Raw genomic sequence first — 18537 nt, forward strand, 5'->3', positions numbered from 1 at the left:
CAGGCGGCTCAGGGAACAGACGGTTCACGGCGAGGGACATTCCCTGAATGGCAAAGATGAGCAGCAGCAGGAACACCAGCACAAAGCCCATGCCGAGAAACATCAGGGTGAAGCCTTCGCCTAACAGGACGGCATTGTCAGTCATTGGTACATCTCAAATAGGGGCACGATGGCGCGCTGCCTGGCGACGTTTCTGGCGTTTCCGGCTAAGGAGTAGGGTGGATTTCCCTCTGCCGCTCCCGGCATTGGACCCTGATAGGCCATTTACCTCGTCAGTTCAACGCGCCACCGTGCAAATGGGTTAAACCATCATGCCGAACACGATACTGGCGATGACCAGCACAATACCGCCGCCCAAACGGGAGGAGATTTGCGCATAAGAGATAAGGTTCATACGGTTACAAGCAGAGAGAACTTCCAGGTCGCCGGAGCCGCCGCGGTTGGCCATACACAGGCCCGCCGTGATCGCCGATTCAATTGGGAAGAAGCCCATCAGCCAGCCGCCGATCGCCGCGCCGAGCACTGCGCCGATAACGATTACGGCGGCGATAACAACGTTATAGACAGTAATGGCATTGATGATTTCCTGCAGGTCGGTGTAGCAGACGCCGACGCCGACCATCAGTACCCACAGCAACTGTTTAGAGAAGAAATCAGACAGACGCTTGGCGCCGGCTTTGATTTCTGGTGAGCACAGGCCGGAGGCGTTTAGCGCCGCAACGATCAGTACCATCCACGCGAAGTAGTGAATCGAAACGCCGCCAATGCTGGGCAGGATTTTCTTGGCGACGACGTACGCCAGCAGGAAGCAGGTAGTGGCAAGCACCAGGCCGACGGCGGTTTCACGATGGGTGATTTGTCCCGCTTTTTCATCGTCTTCCACTTTGAATGAGGCTTTACGCACCAGTTCGCCTTCACCGCTCAGCCAGGTGTGCTTTTTACCGATGATATCGAGAATCGCGGCAAAGACGATGGCGAAGATGTTGGCGATGGTCAGGATAGCGATGGCAGTAGAGTAATACTCTTCACGTGAGCGGCCGGTGACGGAGTGATAAATCTCCGACAGCGGTACCGCGCCCGCGCCGTTGCCGCCGCCCATGATCGGCAGAACGTAGAGCATCATGATGCGATCAACCGGAATCCCGAACACCAGACCGATAGCGATACCGAAAATCGACGCGCCGATAATGCCCATCAGGATGGTTGGGATGTAGCCGAGCAGCGATTTCAGCAGCAGGCGGCGGTTCACCGACAGAATCGCACCGGTAATTAATACTGCGATGAACAAGTTAAGGAAGTTACTCTTATCCATCACGTTGCTGATGGCATCGATCTCTTTCTGCGTGAAAATACCGGCATAAACGAAATAGGCTGCCACCAGGAAAATCATCACCGGTGCGCCACCGATATATTTATTGAATATTGGCAGGCGCTTACCAATTTCGCCGAACAAGGCGCCGATAATAAACATGATGGCGAAACCGCCGACAATGTCGGTGGGTAAAGCATTATAGAAATGTGAAAGTAATAGTGTAATTAATGCAAACGCGTAAAGAGGTAGCGGCATGCCGAAGATTTTAAATCCCAGCAGGTCGCTAACGCCCTTCTTCTCCGTTGCCGGAGCCTGACTCATGTTAGTCATAAACGTTATCCTGTTTATCGGTGGAGTATTAAGACCGGCGCATAGTAATAAATAGACCCAGTGGTAAGGTGTGATTACCTTCACTGAATACTCGTGTTTTTTATTAATTTAATTGGTTTTATGATTCTGAATTAATTAACAACATAAAAACCATAAAGCCAATTAAGCCACGAGAAAAACTGTGACTTAAATACAAGAATCCATAGCCGAACGCTGGCGAAATACAGGTCGTTTTGAAATGATGAAGCGCTAAAAAATGACACTGATATTAAAACGCGTTCAGCTATTAAAAGATAAACCGCGGCGAGAGGCGATCGATCGGTTTCTCCGCCAGCATCAACTGTCGTTAGAGGCCGACTGCGAAATGGCGATTATCGCCGAGTATCAGCAGCGGCTGGTCGGCTGCGGTGCTATCGCCGGCAATGTGCTGAAATGCATCGCCATCGCTCCCTCGCTGCAGGGGGAGGGGTTGAGCCTTAAATTACTGACCGAGCTCCTGACGCTGGCCTATGAGCTGGGGCGCAGCGAGCTGTTTTTATTCACTAAACCCAGTAACGCTGCGCTATTTTCCGGGGCAGGCTTCTGGCCAATTGCCCAGGCGGGCGATCGCGCCGTATTAATGGAAAATAGCCGCGAACGGCTGACCCGCTACTGCCGACAGCTGGCGATGTACCGTCAGCCGGGACGCAAAATCGGCGCCATCGTGATGAATGCTAACCCGTTTACCCTCGGCCACCGTTGGCTGGTGGAGCAGGCGGCACGCCAGTGCGACTGGTTACATCTGTTTGTCGTGAAGGAAGATGCCTCCTGCTTTTCCTATCACGATCGCTTTACGCTTATCGAAAAAGGTATCGCCGGCATTGACAAGGTGACGCTGCATCCCGGTTCGGCGTACCTCATCTCACGGGCGACGTTCCCCGGCTACTTCCTCAAAGAGCAGGGCGTGGTCGATGACTGCCACAGCCAGATCGACCTGCAGATCTTCCGCGAACGCCTGGCCCCGGCGCTGCAGATAACCCATCGCTTTGTCGGCACCGAGCCGCTGTGTTCGCTGACCCGCAGCTACAACCAGCGCATGAAAGCGTTGCTGGAAGCGCCCGGTGACGCGCCGCCTGTTGAAGTGGTTGAGCTGGCGCGTATCGAAAAAAACGGCGGGCCGATATCCGCTTCTCGCGTGCGCGAGCTGTACCGACATCGCAACTGGCAAGCCGTCGCGGCGCTGGTGCCGCCGGGAACCCTCTCTTTTCTGATGCAACTGGCGGAGAGCGAACATCAAACCGCCTGATTTATACGCCCTAACTAAGGATTTTCCCCTATGGAAATGAAGATTGACGCCCTGGCCGGCACGCTGGAGTCCAGCGATGTGATGGTCAGGATTGGACCGGCGGCACAGCCGGGCATTCAGCTGGAAATCGACAGCATTGTGAAACAACAGTTTGGCGCCGCGATCGAGCAGGTGGTCAGAGAAACGCTGGCGCAGCTTGGCGTGAAGCAGGCCAACGTGGTGGTCGATGATAAAGGCGCCCTGGAGTGTGTTTTGCGAGCCCGCGTACAGGCCGCGGCGCTGCGCGCGGCGCAACAGTCTCAATTGCAATGGAGCCAGCTATGAAACCACGTCGCAGTATGCTGTTCATCCCTGGCGCCAACGCCGCCATGTTAAGCACGTCATTCGTCTACGGTGCCGATGCGGTGATGTTCGACCTGGAAGATGCCGTCTCGTTACGGGAGAAAGATACCGCCCGTCTGCTGGTGTATCAGGCGCTGCAGCATCCGCTGTATCAGGATATCGAAACCGTGGTGCGTATTAACCCGCTGAACACCCCGTTTGGTCTGGCCGATCTTGAAGCGGTGGTACGCGCGGGTGTGGACATGGTGCGTTTGCCGAAAACCGACAGCAAAGAAGATATCCATGAGCTGGAAGCGCACGTTGAGCGGATTGAACGCGAGTGCGGCCGGGAAGTGGGTAGCACCAAACTCATGGCGGCTATTGAGTCGGCGCTGGGGGTGGTGAACGCGGTGGAGATCGCCCGCGCCAGCCCGCGTCTGGCCGCGATTGCGCTGGCGGCCTTCGATTACGTTATGGATATGGGCACCTCCCGCGGCGACGGCACTGAACTGTTCTATGCCCGCTGTGCGGTACTGCATGCCGCGCGCGTTGCCGGCATCGCCGCCTATGACGTGGTGTGGTCGGATATCAACAACGAAGAGGGGTTCCTCGCGGAAGCGAATCTGGCGAAAAACCTCGGCTTCAACGGTAAATCGCTGGTCAACCCACGACAAATTGAACTCCTGCATCAGGTCTATGCCCCGACGCGCAAAGAGGTCGACCATGCGCTGGAGGTGATTGCCGCAGCGGAAGAGGCAGAGTCGCGCGGTCTGGGCGTGGTGTCGCTGAACGGCAAGATGATCGACGGACCGATTATCGACCACGCTCGCAAAGTGGTGGCGCTCTCGGCTTCCGGTATTCGTGATTAAGGGGAACAAGATGAAAGAGACTGTAGCAATGCTTAATCAGCAGTACGTGATGCCGGAAGGACTGACCCCTTATAGCGGCGTGACGGCGAAAAGCCCATGGCTGGCCAGTGAAACAGAAAAGCGCCAGCGTAAAATCTGCGACTCGCTGGAAACGGCAATCCGTCGCTCCGGCCTGCAAAACGGCATGACTATCTCGTTCCACCACGCGTTTCGCGGCGGTGACAAAGTGGTCAATATGGTGGTGGCGAAGCTGGCGGAAATGGGCTTTCGCGATCTGACCCTGGCATCCAGTTCGCTGATCGACGCCCACTGGCCGCTGATCGAGCATATTAAAAATGGCGTGATCCGCCAGATCTACACCTCCGGTCTGCGCGGCAAGCTGGGCGAGGAGATCTCCGCCGGCCTGATGGAAAACCCGGTGCAGATCCACTCTCACGGCGGTCGCGTACAGCTGATTCAAAGCGGCGAACTGTCGATTGATGTGGCGTTCCTTGGCGTCCCTTGCTGCGATGAGTTTGGCAATGCCAACGGCTTTAGCGGTAAGTCGCGCTGCGGTTCGCTGGGCTATGCGCGCGTTGATGCGGAACATGCCAAATGCGTGGTGCTGTTGACCGAAGCGTGGGTGGATTACCCAAACTATCCGGCCAGTATCGCCCAGGATCAGGTAGATCTGATAGTCCAGGTGGACGAAGTCGGCGATCCGGAAAAAATTACCGCTGGCGCGATCCGTCTGACCAGCAACCCGCGTGAGCTGCTGATTGCCCGTCAGGCGGCGAAGGTGGTCGAGCATTCCGGTTACTTTAAAGACGGCTTCTCGCTGCAGACCGGCACCGGCGGCGCCTCGCTGGCTGTCAGCCGCTTCCTCGAAGACAAAATGCGCCGTAACGGCATCACCGCCAGCTTCGGCCTTGGCGGCATCACCGGCACGATGGTCGATCTGCACGAAAAGGGGCTGATCAAAACGCTGCTCGATACCCAGTCGTTCGATGGCGACGCCGCGCGTTCGCTGGCGCAGAACCCGAACCACGTCGAGATCTCCACCAATCAGTATGCCAGCCCAGGCTCTAAAGGCGCCTCCTGCGAGCGCTTAAACGTGGTAATGCTCAGCGCGCTGGAAATCGATACCGACTTTAACGTCAACGTGATGACCGGCTCCAACGGCGTGCTGCGCGGTGCATCCGGCGGACATAGCGATACTGCCGCCGGCGCGGATCTGACCATCATTACCGCGCCGTTAGTTCGCGGCCGTATTCCCTGCGTCGTGGAAAAAGTGCTGACCCGTGTGACGCCTGGAGCCAGCGTGGATGTGCTGGTCACTGACCACGGCATTGCGGTAAACCCGGCGCGGCAGGACCTGATCGACAATTTACGCAACGCGGGTATTCCGCTGATGACTATTGAGGAGCTGCAGCAGCGTGCAGAGCTGTTGACCGGCAAGCCGCAGCCGATCGAATTTACCGATCGGGTGGTGGCGGTCGTGCGCTATCGCGACGGTTCAGTCATCGATGTGATTCGTCAGGTGAAAAACAGCGACTAAACGCAGAGGGGAAAGGCCATGAGCGACGTGTTAATGAATCCTGCGCGTGTGCGGCGCGCGAAGCCACTGAGCGCCGAAGAGGTGGTCAGCGCGGTAGAGCGCGCGCTGTTGACCGAAGTTCGCCTGACCCCCAAGCCCGGGCTGGTGGATATTCGTAACGCTGGCGCGCACCGGGATATGGATCTGGCCTCGTTTGAGGCCAGCACTGCGGTGGTGGCGCCGTGGATGGAGAAGTTTTTTATCATGGGTCACGATACCGCGGCGGTTGCGCCAGAGCAGGTATTGATGATGCTGCGCCCGGTAGGGATGGCCTGTGAAAACGATATGCTGGAGGCCACCGGCGGGGTGAATACCCATCGTGGGGCGATCTTCGCTTTCGGTTTGCTGAGCGCGGCGGCGGGAAGGCTGGTGTCGAAAGGTGAGCCGATTGAACAACACCGGCTTTGTGACCAGGTGGCGCGCTTCTGTCGCGGCATGGTTATGCAGGAATTGTCCGCCGCGAGTGGGGAACGGCTCAGTAAAGGTGAGGCCCATTTTCTGCGTTATGGCCTCTCCGGGGCCCGTGGCGAGGCGGAGAGCGGTTTCCTGACGGTGCGTACCCAGGCATTACCGGTCTTTACCCGCATGATGGAAGAGACCGGCGACAGCAATCTGGCGCTGCTGCAAACCCTGCTGCATCTGATGGCGTGGAATGATGACACTAACCTGGTCTCGCGTGGCGGGCTTGCCGGGCTGAACTTTGTCCAGCAGGAGGCGCAGCGACTGCTGTGGCAGGGCGGTGTGCTGGCTGACGGCGGGCTGGAGGCGCTGCGCCAGTTTGACGACGAGCTGATTGCCCGCCATCTCAGCCCCGGCGGCAGCGCCGATCTGCTGGCGGTGACCTGGTTTTTATCCGCGTTTCCCTCTGGGGCGCTTTTCCCGCTATAACCCACAGCAACACCGCCTTCGCCCGCATTGTGCGGGCGAAGGCGCCATCATTAGCCTTCCCGGTTGTCACTACGTCAACGTGGAATTACGGCACAATCGTATAGTTTTTACTGATATCGTCCGCCGTTTGTCATAAATTTCTAATTATCGGCGTTTTTGAGTAGCGGCCCGCTGACGGGCTGGTTACTCTGAAAACAATTTACGTAATGTTAACAAAAGAGAATAGCTATGCATGATGCACAAATCCGCGTGGCCATCGCCGGCGCGGGCGGCCGGATGGGACGCCAGTTAATTCAGGCTGCGCTGCAGATGGAAGGCGTGGCGCTGGGCGCGGCGCTGGAGCGCGAAGGGTCAAGCCTGATGGGCAGCGACGCCGGGGAGCTGGCGGGCGCCGGCAAAGCGGGCGTCGCGGTGCAGAGCAGCCTCACGGCGGTAAAAGATGATTTCGACGTGTTGATCGATTTTACCCGCCCGGAAGGCACGCTGAACCATCTGGCGTTTTGCCGCGAGCATGGCAAAGGGATGGTCATCGGCACCACCGGTTTTGACGACGCTGGCAAGCAGGCGATTCGCGACGCCGCGCAGGAGATTGCCATTGTCTTCGCCGCTAACTTTAGCGTCGGCGTCAACGTCCTGTTAAAGCTGCTGGAGAAGGCGGCAAAGGTGATGGGCGACTACACCGACATCGAAATTATCGAAGCGCACCACCGGCATAAAGTGGATGCACCGTCAGGCACCGCGCTGGCGATGGGCGAAGCGATCGCCGGAGCATTGAACAAAGATCTGAAGGACTGCGCCGTCTACAGTCGTGAAGGTCATACCGGCGAACGCGTTCCGGGCACCATTGGCTTCGCGACCGTCCGTGCGGGCGATATCGTCGGCGAACATACGGCAATGTTTGCCGATATTGGCGAGCGTATTGAAATCACCCATAAAGCGTCCAGCCGCATGACCTTTGCTAATGGTGCAGTTCGTTCGGCATTATGGCTTAAAGATAAGAAAAGTGGTCTTTTTGACATGCGTGATGTGCTGGATTTGAACAGTTTATAACGATTATTACCCATCGTGATGTGGTTATTGCAATCAATAAGTCATTGATGCAAGGGGCAATATATTGTTGCCCTTTTTTATTTTTTATGGGTTTGGTTTGTGTTTTTCAATGAGTTGGCTATAAAGTATCATTTTCCTGCTGTTTTTGGTGAATGAAATGTAAATTTTGACCATTTGGTCCACTTTTTTGCAGTGCGACGCTTAATTTTACACTCTTCCTTGTCCGCAAGCGTTTTCTCAGCCAGGTTTGTTGATCTTTTTGGCGTAAAAATCACGTGTTATGCGCCAGTGGCGTAAAATGACATTAAAAATCTCCGCTTTAAGTTGACTTTTATCCGACATCTCTCCAGAATGCCGCCGTTTGCCAAAATTCTGCGGGCAACAGATTTGCATTGATTCAGATCGTGTTTATGAATTAATATGCAAATAAAGTGAGTGGATATTCTCTGGAGGGTGTTTTGATTAAGTCAGCGCTATTGGTTCTGGAAGACGGAACCCAGTTTCACGGTCGGGCCATCGGGGCAACCGGCACGGCGGTTGGGGAAGTCGTTTTCAATACTTCAATGACCGGTTATCAAGAAATCCTCACTGATCCTTCCTATTCCCGCCAAATCGTCACTCTTACTTATCCTCATATTGGTAATGTCGGCACCAACGCCGCCGATGAAGAATCTTCTCAGGTACACGCGCAGGGTCTGGTTATTCGCGACCTGCCGCTGATTGCCAGCAACTACCGCAATACGGAAGATCTTTCTTCTTATCTGAAGCGCCATAACATCGTGGCGATTGCCGATATTGATACCCGCAAGCTGACGCGTCTGCTGCGTGAGAAAGGGGCGCAAAACGGTTGCATCATCGCGGGCGACAACCCGGATGCTCAACTGGCGCTGGAAAAAGCGAAAGCGTTCCCGGGCCTGAACGGCATGGATCTGGCGAAGGAAGTGACCACCGCAGAGACCTACAGCTGGACGCAAGGCAGCTGGACCCTGGCGGGCGACCTGCCGGAAGCGAAAGCGGAAAGCGAGCTGCCGTTCCACGTCGTGGCGTATGACTTCGGCGCAAAACGCAACATCCTGCGCATGCTGGTTGATCGCGGCTGCCGCCTGACGGTGGTACCGGCGAAGACCTCGGCGGCGGATGTCCTGGCGCTGAATCCGGACGGTATTTTCCTCTCTAACGGCCCAGGCGACCCGGCGCCGTGCGATTACGCTATCGACGCGATTGAAAAATTCCTTGAGACCGATATTCCGGTATTCGGCATCTGCCTTGGCCATCAGCTGCTGGCGCTGGCGAGCGGTGCGAAGACCATTAAGATGAAGTTCGGCCACCACGGCGGCAACCACCCGGTTAAAGATATTGATAACGACGTGGTGATGATTACCGCTCAGAACCATGGTTTTGCGGTTGATGAAGCCACGCTGCCAGCCAACCTGCGCGTGACTCACAAGTCACTGTTCGACGGCACCCTGCAGGGAATTCATCGTACCGACAAACCGGCGTTTAGCTTCCAGGGGCACCCTGAAGCGAGCCCGGGGCCGCACGATGCCGCGCCGCTGTTCGACCATTTTATCGAGTTAATTGAGCAATACCGTCAGTCCGCGAAATAATCAGGAGTAAAAGAGCCATGCCAAAACGTACAGACATAAAAAGTATCCTGATTCTGGGCGCGGGCCCGATTGTTATCGGTCAGGCGTGTGAGTTTGACTACTCCGGCGCGCAGGCCTGTAAAGCCCTGCGAGAAGAGGGCTACCGCGTTATCCTGGTGAACTCCAACCCGGCGACCATCATGACCGACCCGGAAATGGCCGATGCGACCTACATCGAGCCGATTCACTGGGAAGTGGTACGTAAAATTATCGAAAAAGAGCGCCCGGATGCGGTGCTGCCGACCATGGGCGGCCAGACGGCGCTGAACTGTGCGCTGGAGCTGGAACGTCAGGGCGTGCTGGCAGAGTTCGGCGTGACCATGATCGGCGCCACTGCCGACGCGATTGATAAAGCGGAAGACCGTCGTCGCTTCGACGTGGCGATGAAGAAAATCGGCCTCGACACCGCGCGCTCCGGCATCGCCCACACCATGGAAGAAGCGCTGGCGGTTGCCGCCGACGTTGGCTTCCCGTGCATTATCCGTCCGTCCTTTACGATGGGCGGCACCGGCGGCGGTATCGCCTATAACCGCGAAGAGTTCGAAGAAATCTGCGAACGCGGCCTGGATCTCTCTCCGACCAACGAACTGCTGATCGATGAATCGCTGATCGGCTGGAAAGAGTACGAGATGGAAGTGGTGCGCGATAAGAACGACAACTGCATCATCGTCTGCTCGATTGAAAACTTCGATGCCATGGGGATCCATACCGGCGACTCCATCACCGTTGCCCCGGCGCAGACCCTGACCGACAAAGAATACCAAATCATGCGTAACGCCTCGATGGCGGTCCTGCGTGAAATCGGTGTGGAAACCGGCGGCTCTAACGTGCAGTTCTCGGTGAACCCGAAAGACGGTCGCCTGATCGTTATCGAAATGAACCCGCGCGTCTCCCGCTCTTCGGCGCTGGCCTCGAAAGCCACCGGCTTCCCGATTGCTAAAGTGGCGGCCAAGCTGGCGGTGGGCTACACCCTCGACGAGCTGATGAACGACATCACCGGCGGCCGCACTCCGGCTTCCTTCGAGCCGTCCATCGACTACGTGGTTACCAAAATTCCACGCTTTAACTTCGAAAAATTCGCCGGCGCTAACGACCGTCTGACCACCCAGATGAAATCCGTCGGCGAAGTGATGGCGATTGGCCGCACCCAGCAGGAATCGCTGCAGAAAGCGCTGCGCGGCCTGGAAGTGGGCGCTACCGGCTTCGACCCGAAAGTGAGCCTCGACGACCCGGAAGCGCTGACCAAAATCCGCCGCGAGCTGAAAGACGCTGGCGCTGAGCGTATCTGGTACATCGCGGATGCTTTCCGCGCCGGTCTCTCGGTAGACGGCGTTTTCAACCTGACCAATATCGACCGCTGGTTCCTGGTGCAGATTGAAGAGCTGGTGCGTCTGGAAGAGAAAGTGGTGGAAGTGGGCATCAACGGCCTCGACGCCGACTTCCTGCGCACCCTGAAGCGTAAAGGCTTTGCCGATGCGCGTCTGGCGAAACTGGCTGGCGTGCGTGAAGCGGAAATTCGCAAGCTGCGCGACCAGTATGACCTGCATCCGGTCTACAAGCGCGTGGATACCTGCGCCGCCGAATTCGCCACCGATACCGCCTACATGTACTCCACTTATGAAGAAGAGTGTGAGTCCAACCCGTCCGTTGACCGCGATAAAATCATGGTCCTCGGCGGCGGCCCGAACCGTATCGGCCAGGGTATCGAATTTGACTACTGCTGCGTACACGCCTCTCTGGCGCTGCGCGAAGACGGTTACGAGACCATCATGGTCAACTGTAACCCGGAAACCGTGTCTACCGACTATGACACCTCCGACCGTCTGTACTTCGAGCCGGTGACCCTGGAAGACGTGCTGGAAATCGTACGCATCGAGAAGCCGAAGGGCGTAATCGTCCAGTACGGCGGCCAGACGCCGCTGAAGCTGGCGCGCGCCCTGGAAGCCGCAGGCGTACCGGTTATCGGTACCAGCCCGGACGCTATCGACCGCGCGGAAGACCGTGAGCGTTTCCAGCACGCGGTTGACCGTCTGAAGCTGAAGCAGCCGGCGAACGCCACCGTCACCGCCATTGAGCAGGCGGTAGAGAGAGCGAAAGAGATTGGCTACCCGCTGGTGGTTCGTCCGTCTTACGTGCTTGGCGGCCGGGCGATGGAAATTGTTTACGACGAGCAGGATCTGCGCCGCTACTTCCAGACCGCGGTTAGCGTCTCCAACGATGCACCGGTACTGCTGGATCGCTTCCTCGACGACGCGATTGAAGTGGATGTCGATGCCATCTGCGACGGCGAGATGGTGCTGATTGGCGGCATCATGGAGCATATCGAGCAGGCGGGCGTACACTCCGGCGACTCAGCCTGTTCCCTGCCAGCGTATACGCTGAGCCAGGAAATTCAGGATGTGATGCGCGAGCAGGTGCAGAAGCTGGCTTTCGAGCTGCAGGTTCGTGGTCTGATGAACGTCCAGTTCGCGGTGAAAGATAACGAAGTTTATCTGATTGAAGTGAACCCGCGTGCGGCGCGTACCGTACCGTTCGTCTCCAAAGCCACCGGCGTCCCGCTGGCGAAAGTCGCGGCGCGCGTGATGGCCGGTAAGACGCTGGCGCAGCAGGGCGTGACCAAAGAGATCATCCCGCCGTACTACTCGGTGAAAGAAGTGGTCCTGCCGTTCAACAAATTCCCGGGCGTTGACCCGCTGTTAGGGCCAGAAATGCGCTCTACCGGGGAAGTGATGGGCGTGGGTCGCACCTTTGCCGAAGCGTTCGCCAAAGCGCAGCTGGGCAGCAACTCGACCATGAAGAAAAAGGGTCGTGCACTGCTCTCCGTTCGCGAAGGCGACAAAGAGCGCGTGGTCGACCTGGCGGCGAAGCTGCTGAAGTTTGGCTTTGAGCTGGATGCGACCCACGGTACGGCGATTGTACTGGGCGAAGCGGGCATCAACCCGCGTCTGGTGAACAAGGTGCATGAAGGTCGTCCGCACATTCAGGACCGTATCAAGAATGGCGAATACACCTACATCATCAACACCACCGCAGGTCGCCAGGCGATTGAAGACTCCAAGCTGATTCGCCGCAGCGCGCTGCAGTACAAGGTGCATTACGACACCACCCTGAACGGCGGCTTTGCCACTGCGATGGCGCTGAATGCTGATGCCACCGAGAAGGTGATTTCGGTTCAGGAAATGCACGCGCAAATCACCAAATAAGCGCACCGGCCTGGCCGGATAACAACAAGCCTGGGCTGACGACATCGTCAGCCCTTTTTTTTGGCTACGGTCATCTTCGGAGAGTTCTGCTTTTAACCACCTGTCGGGTCAGGCTAACTATAGTTAGCACCATAACGATACCTATTGATGAAAAGACAGGAGGATACAATGCGGAACAATATTCTGGTGGCATCCGCACTGGCAGCGACGGCAATCATGTTCGTGGCCGGCTGCTCATCGAATCAGTCGATCAAAACCACCGATGGCAAGACCATTGTCACCAGCGGCAAACCGCAGGTGGATGATGACACCGGCCTCGTCTCATACAAAAATGCCGAAACCGGCCGCGTGGAGCAGATTAACCGCGACCAGGTAAAATCCATGGATGAGCTGGATAACTAAGTGGTTATCCCAGGCCCCGCGGGGAGCGTGCGGGGCCGAACGATCGCGTTACAGCAGCGCGCGATCGATTTTGACCACGATTTTGCGCAACGCTGCGCCTTGATCGAGGCAGGCCATCGGGCGGTGTAATTCACCGGGGAAGAGGATCGCCAGCTCTTCCGGGTGGAGATGAATCAGCGTTTCGCTGTCGATAGCCTGGCAGAAACCGATATCCTGCGCCGTGTTGAAGGGGCCATCTTCAACGAGCGGCAGCCCTTTATTCCCGGCACCGATGATCTCTTCGCCTTTCAGCACAATGTGAATGTCGAGATATTGACAATGATATTCCGGGCGTTGCTCGCTCAGCGGCCGGGTGTGACCTTCGACGACGGTAAAAAACACATTATCACTCTCGACGGTATATTTCCCCGGCGGCAGCGCGTGCGGTTGTTGCTGTAATACGGCCTGCAGCGCCTGGCGAATCACCGGCGGATAGAGCTCATTTTCGGCGGCGGCGGTTAAGGTATCGATAATCATGCCGGGATCCTCTGCGGTTGTTGCGAATGAAGTAACGTTAATGAGTGAGCGACAATACTGGCGACGTCGGGGGTAATATCGACGGCCAGAACATCGCTTTCACTGGCGTCTGGCGTCTCCAGGGCGGCAAACTGGCTACGCAGTAGCGCCTCTGGCATAAAGTGGCCTTTACGCTGGCGCATACGCTGCAAAATGCAGTCATAATCCCCGGTCAACCACAGGAAGCGTAGCTTCGCGTTCCCCTCACGCAGGCGGTCGCGATAGCGCTTCTTCAATGCGGAACAGACCAATACACCAGACTCGTTTTTCTGCTCAAGGCTGAAAATAACGTCGGCGATACGCGTCAGCCACGGTTGACGATCCTCATCATTTAGCGGCTGGCTGGTGGCCATTTTGACGATATTGTTGCGTGGATGAAGGTCGTCGCCGTCGATAAATTTCGCCCCCAGCGCGTGGGCCAATGCCTGACCGACGGTGGATTTGCCGGTCCCGGAGACGCCCATCAAAATAATGCATTGTCCTGCCATCATGCGCTCCTTCTCTCAGACCGCGACCAGCATGCCGCCATCAACGAACAGCAGATGGCCGTTGACGAAATTCGACGCGTTTGACGATAAAAAGACGGCAGCGCCGACCAGCTCCTGCGGATCGCCCCAGCGGGCGGCAGGGGTGCGTTTGCATAACCAGTCGGTAAACGCCTTATCCTCAACCAGCGTCCGGGTCATCGCCGTATTAAAGTAGCCCGGGGCAATGCCGTTGACCTGAATGTTGTGCCGCGCCAGCTCAACGCACATCCCGCGGGTTAGCATCTTCACCGCGCCTTTGGCGGCGGCGTAAGGGGTGATGGTGTCGCGCCCCAGCTCGCTCTGCATGGAGCAGATATTGATGATTTTTCCCTGCTGGCGGTCAACCATGCGCTTCGCGACGGCCTGAGAGACGAGAAACACCGCCGTCTGGTTAACCGAAATCACGTCATTCCACTCCTGCACCGGGAATTCGGTAAACGGGTGTCGACGCTGGATCCCAGCGTTATTGAATAACACGTCGATTGGGCCAATATGCGCTTCGATATCGGCAATGGCCTCTTCAACGGCCTCGGCATCGGTCACGTTAAATACCGCAGCATGGGCGATGGCGCCTTCATCGCGGAGCTTCATCACCGCATCGTCCGCTCGCGGGGCAGAAAGGTCATTAATAATGATTTCTGCGCCATATTGCGCCAGACCCTGGGCCATGACAAAACCGATCCCCTGTCCTGCACCCGTAATTAAAATGCGTTTACCTTGTAAGCTGAAAAGATCGTTCATCTCGATATCCTGATTAGCGGCTGAAGAAAACCTGTGCCCTATCTCACGGATTTTTACCGGCGGAAACTGTGATGAAGATCACTCGAAACCGTGTTACAAAAAGGGGTTACCTTAAACGTGACGCTGCCGGTAAATCTCGCTGACTCAACGGGTTAACGGTTACGGGCGGGCATTCTCTTTTTACCCCCCGACAGGCATAATGGCCTGAAGCAGTCAGGTATTTGGCGGACACACAGATGAAAGCACAACGCATTACGCTCCATGATATTGCCGAGCTGGCTGGCGTAACCAAGATGACCGTTAGCCGCTATTTACGCACCCCGGAAAAGGTGAAACCGGAGACGGCGGAGCGCATTGCCAGCGTGATAGCGGAGATCGGCTATCAGCCCGACCCGGATAATCCGGCGATGACCAGCGTCGCCGTGCCGCGGATTGGCGTACTCATTCCCTCCTTTCATAATCAAATTTTTGCCGATCTGCTGGCCGGCATCGAATCTGTCGCCGCCGGGCATGGCTACCAGACGCTGGTGGTGAATTACGACTACGATCGCCAGCGTGAAGAGGAGCAGATTGCCGCCGTGCTGGCATTTAACGTGAAAGGGCTGCTGCTGACCGAGTCGGTGCACTCCCTGCGGGCGGACAAGTATCTGAATGCCGCGAAGATCCCGATCGCTGAAGTGATGGGGCTGGCGGAGAATCCGGGACGCATCAACGTCGGATTCGATAACTTCCAGGCCGGCTTCGATATGACCACCATGCTGCTGGCCAGCGGTAAACGACGGATCATCTACTTCGGCTCGATGTCCGACGTCCGCGACGAGCAGCGTTATCTGGGCTACTGTCGGGCGATGGAGAATGCCGGGCTGGCGGTGGGGCGCATTGCGCCGAATAAAGTCTCGTCGGTTTCCATTGGCACCGGCATGATGACCCTGGCGCGGCAAATGTACGCCGATATGGACGGTATCCTGTGCACTAATGACGATCTGGCGGTGGGCGTGTTACAGGAGTGCCTGGCATCCGGTATCAGCGTGCCCCAGGAGCTGGCTATCGCGGGCTTTCATGGCCTGGAGATCGGTCAGATCGTCTCTCCCCGGCTGGCCAGCGTCCTGACGCCGCGCTTCGAGATGGGTAAGGTGGCGACAGAGATTTTAATAAAGAAAATCAAAGGACTGCCCACCATTGAAAAAGTGGACCTCCACTACCGCCTGTCGATGGGCGAAACGATTTAACGGCCACCAGCCAGCGCCTGCCGCGTGTTAGCGAAAGGTTAATGCGCGCGCGGTCCATCGCCTGTCTGGTCGCCGTTTTGTCTTCACGATCACGCGTCCGGTAACACGCATTTTTAACACGATTCAGCGTGATACAGATCGCAAAATCCCCCGGTAAAAACCCGTTTGATAGTGGCTACCGTCGTAACCAAACGTCAAACAGGTGATCTGATGAAGAGTGTTATTCCCCGCGCCGTCCTTTTAGTGGCCCCCGTAATTGAAACCCTGCAGCTGCAGCTGGCGCAGCATTTCCCGCTGCTGCGTCTCTACGAGCAGGACGATCCGATCACCTTTCTGCGTGAACAAGGAGAGAACATTGCCGTCGTGGTCACTCGCGGCGACGTCGGCGTAGCAAACAGCGTCCTTGAGTTGCTGCCTCAGGCTGGGCTGATTGCCATCTTTGGCGTCGGTACCGATGCGGTGGATCTGGCGTATGCCCGTTCGCGGCAAATTGCCGTCACCATCACCTCCGGGGTGTTGACGAATGATGTTGCTGACCTGGCGATGGGGCTGCTGCTCGCCGGTTCCCGTCAGCTCTGTCAGGGCGATCGCTTTGTCCGCGAGGGACGCTGGCTGAGCGGCGGCATGCCGTTGGCGACTCAGGTGAGCGGGAAGCGTATCGGCCTGCTGGGCATGGGGAATATTGGCCAGGCGATCGCCCGCCGGGCGCGGGGTTTTGATATGCAGGTGCTGTATACCGACCGTAAAAAGATAGCGGGCCTCGATTATCAGTGGTGTGCCGACCTGCATACCCTGGCGCATGAGAGCGATTTTCTGGTGATTGCCGCATCCGGCGGCGAGGCGAACCGCGGCATCATCGACGCCTCGGTGTTTAACGTAATGCCGGCGCATGCCTGGCTTATCAATATTGCCCGCGGTTCGCTGGTGGATGAAAAGGCGTTGATCCACGCGTTACAAAACGGCGTTATCGCCGGGGCCGGGCTCGATGTGTTCGAGCAGGAACCCCAGGTCCCGGCGGCGCTGATCGCCCTCGATAACGTGGTGCTGCAGCCGCATGTCGCCAGTGCCACGCAGGAGACACGACAGAAAATGAGCGAAGTGGTTTTTGCTAACGTCGCCGCCTGGTTTGCCGGCTCAGTGCTGCCAAACGCTATCGATTAATTAGCTTTTTATTTTTGTACCCGCGCGATCTCAATCAAAACAATAACCTCTGCATAGAGAGTGCAAATATATGAACGAGAAAATTCCCAGCACCCGTTGGCTGCGTATCATTGTGCCGGTGTTAATTGCCTGCATTATGTCATTTATGGACCGGGTTAATATTAGCTTTGCCCTGCCAGGCGGCATGGAGGCCGATTTAGGCATTACCAGCCAAATGGCCGGCGTGGCCAGCGGTATCTTTTTTATTGGTTATTTATTTTTGCAAATTCCCGGTGGGCGAATTGCGGTTAACGGCAGCGGTAAAAAATTTATAGCCTGGTCGCTGGTAGCCTGGGCTATCGTTTCCGTGGCGACAGGGTTTGTGACTCATCAATATCAACTGCTGGTGCTGCGATTTATTCTCGGGGTATCGGAAGGGGGAATGCTGCCGGTAGTGCTGACCATGGTCAGTAACTGGTTTCCGGAAAAAGAGCTGGGTCGCGCGAACGCGTTTGTGATGATGTTTGCCCCGCTCGGCGGCATGCTCACCGCGCCGGTCTCCGGCGCCATTATTGCGGCGCTAGACTGGCGCTGGCTGTTTATCATCGAAGGGCTGTTGTCGCTGGTGGTGCTGGTCGTGTGGTGGTTTATGATCAGCGACCGTCCGCAAGAGGCCCACTGGTTGCCCGCCCGCGAGCGTGACTATCTGGTGACCACCCTGGCCGCCGAGCGTGCGGCGAAGCAGGCCGAAGCCCCAGTCAGCAAGGCCCCGGTGAAGGATGTGTTTGGTAATGCCGGACTGATGAAGCTGGTGATCCTCAATTTTTTCTACCAGACCGGGGATTATGGCTACACGCTGTGGCTGCCGACCATTCTGAAGGGGTTAACCGGCGGCAACATGGCCAGCGTTGGCTTCCTGGCGGTGCTGCCGTTTGTCGCCACGCTGGCCGGGATCTATGTGATTTCGTTGTTCAGCGACCACAGCGGTAAGCGTCGTCTGTGGGTTCGCTTCTCGCTCTACAGTTTTGCGGCAGCGCTGGTGGCGTCGGTGGTGCTGCGCGACCATATGGTGGCGGCCTATATCGCGCTGGTGATCTGCGGCTTCTTTCTCAAATCGGCTACCAGTCCGTTCTGGTCGATGCCGGGGCGTATCGCTTCGCCGGAGGTGGCGGGCAGCGCACGCGGGGTGATCAATGGCCTGGGCAATCTCGGCGGATTCTGTGGCCCCTATCTGGTGGGCGTGATGATGTATCTCTACGGCCAGAATGTGGCGGTCTGCGCCCTGGCCGGTTCGTTGATTATCGCCGGCACAATGACCTTTCTGCTACCGAAGCAATGCGATCTGGTCGACAGCGATTCTGATGTGGCGATCAAGAATCAACCCCGAAATGCGTAACCCACTGCGACATAAATCACAGTTATCATTGTAAGCCGTTGGCTTAACTGTCTACACTCTTGCTGAT

The 18537-nt window shown here is 56.9% G+C and carries 17 protein-coding genes; 12 read left to right on the top strand and 5 right to left on the bottom strand.

Features of this window, described 5'->3' with window-relative positions:
- Both CWM54_RS22485 and citS read right to left on the bottom strand, forming a co-directional pair.
- Positions 1-145, bottom strand: a 145-nt coding sequence (locus CWM54_RS22485) for an OadG family transporter subunit (RefSeq protein WP_100698541.1), incomplete at its 3' end; no start/stop codon positions are given.
- 156 nt (positions 146-301) lie between these two features.
- Entirely contained in the window at positions 302-1642 is a 1341-nt protein-coding gene (citS, locus tag CWM54_RS22490; protein ID WP_100698543.1) for a citrate/sodium symporter CitS, read from the bottom strand.
- A gap of 256 nt (positions 1643-1898) precedes the next feature.
- On the opposite strand from citS, the gene citC reads away from it, so the two are divergent.
- The 9 genes from citC to CWM54_RS22540 all read left to right on the top strand — a co-directional run bounded on the left by citC (position 1899) and on the right by CWM54_RS22540 (position 12882).
- Positions 1899-2927, top strand: a complete 1029-nt coding sequence (citC, locus tag CWM54_RS22495) for a [citrate (pro-3S)-lyase] ligase (protein WP_100698545.1) — start codon at positions 1899-1901, stop codon at positions 2925-2927.
- 30 nt (positions 2928-2957) lie between these two features.
- Positions 2958-3251 (top strand): citrate lyase acyl carrier protein, encoded by a 294-nt coding sequence (gene citD, locus CWM54_RS22500; RefSeq protein WP_012542888.1) that lies wholly within the window; start codon positions 2958-2960, stop codon positions 3249-3251.
- Positions 3248-4117, top strand: coding sequence for a citrate (pro-3S)-lyase subunit beta (gene citE, locus CWM54_RS22505; RefSeq protein WP_012968960.1), 870 nt, complete (start codon positions 3248-3250; stop codon positions 4115-4117). Before citD ends, citE begins: the two co-directional genes overlap by 4 nt.
- A gap of 10 nt (positions 4118-4127) precedes the next feature.
- Entirely contained in the window at positions 4128-5654 is a 1527-nt protein-coding gene (gene citF, locus CWM54_RS22510; RefSeq protein WP_061155805.1) for a citrate lyase subunit alpha, read from the top strand.
- Between the two features lie 18 nt (positions 5655-5672).
- Positions 5673-6581, top strand: coding sequence for a triphosphoribosyl-dephospho-CoA synthase CitG (gene citG / locus CWM54_RS22515; protein ID WP_100698547.1), 909 nt, complete (start codon positions 5673-5675; stop codon positions 6579-6581).
- Positions 6582-6809: 228 nt separating this feature from the next.
- A complete protein-coding gene (gene dapB, locus CWM54_RS22520) occupies positions 6810-7631 on the top strand; it encodes a 4-hydroxy-tetrahydrodipicolinate reductase (protein ID WP_100698549.1) in 822 nt (273 codons plus the stop codon).
- Between the two features lie 458 nt (positions 7632-8089).
- On the top strand, positions 8090-9238 hold the full coding sequence (carA, locus tag CWM54_RS22530) for a glutamine-hydrolyzing carbamoyl-phosphate synthase small subunit (RefSeq protein ID WP_100698551.1): 1149 nt from the start codon (positions 8090-8092) through the stop codon (positions 9236-9238).
- Positions 9239-9255: 17 nt separating this feature from the next.
- Positions 9256-12480, top strand: coding sequence for a carbamoyl-phosphate synthase large subunit (carB, locus tag CWM54_RS22535; RefSeq protein WP_061155801.1), 3225 nt, complete (start codon positions 9256-9258; stop codon positions 12478-12480).
- A gap of 168 nt (positions 12481-12648) precedes the next feature.
- Entirely contained in the window at positions 12649-12882 is a 234-nt protein-coding gene (locus CWM54_RS22540) for a YgdI/YgdR family lipoprotein (protein WP_002888059.1), read from the top strand.
- A gap of 48 nt (positions 12883-12930) precedes the next feature.
- Here the strand turns inward: CWM54_RS22540 and CWM54_RS22545 are convergent, their stop codons facing one another.
- From CWM54_RS22545 to idnO, 3 genes are read right to left on the bottom strand one after another with little or no spacing between them, the layout of a single operon-like run.
- Positions 12931-13398 (bottom strand): YhcH/YjgK/YiaL family protein, encoded by a 468-nt coding sequence (locus CWM54_RS22545; RefSeq protein WP_100698553.1) that lies wholly within the window; start codon positions 13396-13398, stop codon positions 12931-12933.
- Positions 13395-13925: a gluconokinase gene (locus CWM54_RS22550; RefSeq protein WP_008807483.1), complete on the bottom strand. Its 531-nt coding sequence runs from the start codon at positions 13923-13925 to the stop codon at positions 13395-13397. Before CWM54_RS22550 ends, CWM54_RS22545 begins: the two co-directional genes overlap by 4 nt.
- A gap of 15 nt (positions 13926-13940) precedes the next feature.
- Positions 13941-14705, bottom strand: coding sequence for a gluconate 5-dehydrogenase (gene idnO, locus CWM54_RS22555; RefSeq protein WP_025713774.1), 765 nt, complete (start codon positions 14703-14705; stop codon positions 13941-13943).
- 236 nt (positions 14706-14941) lie between these two features.
- Between idnO and CWM54_RS22560 the strand changes: the two genes are divergently transcribed.
- The 3 genes from CWM54_RS22560 to CWM54_RS22570 all read left to right on the top strand — a co-directional run bounded on the left by CWM54_RS22560 (position 14942) and on the right by CWM54_RS22570 (position 18470).
- The gene (locus CWM54_RS22560; protein WP_008807481.1) at positions 14942-15934 is read left to right on the top strand and encodes a LacI family DNA-binding transcriptional regulator; all 993 of its coding nucleotides are present in this window, start codon (positions 14942-14944) and stop codon (positions 15932-15934) included.
- A gap of 210 nt (positions 15935-16144) precedes the next feature.
- The gene (locus tag CWM54_RS22565; RefSeq protein ID WP_100698555.1) at positions 16145-17095 is read left to right on the top strand and encodes a 2-hydroxyacid dehydrogenase; all 951 of its coding nucleotides are present in this window, start codon (positions 16145-16147) and stop codon (positions 17093-17095) included.
- A gap of 70 nt (positions 17096-17165) precedes the next feature.
- Positions 17166-18470, top strand: coding sequence for an MFS transporter (locus CWM54_RS22570; RefSeq protein WP_032756190.1), 1305 nt, complete (start codon positions 17166-17168; stop codon positions 18468-18470).
- Positions 18471-18537 lie beyond the last annotated feature (67 nt).

It is taken from the genome of Klebsiella sp. D-Nf1, from assembly GCF_002810515.1.
GTDB lineage: Bacteria > Pseudomonadota > Gammaproteobacteria > Enterobacterales > Enterobacteriaceae > Klebsiella > Klebsiella variicola.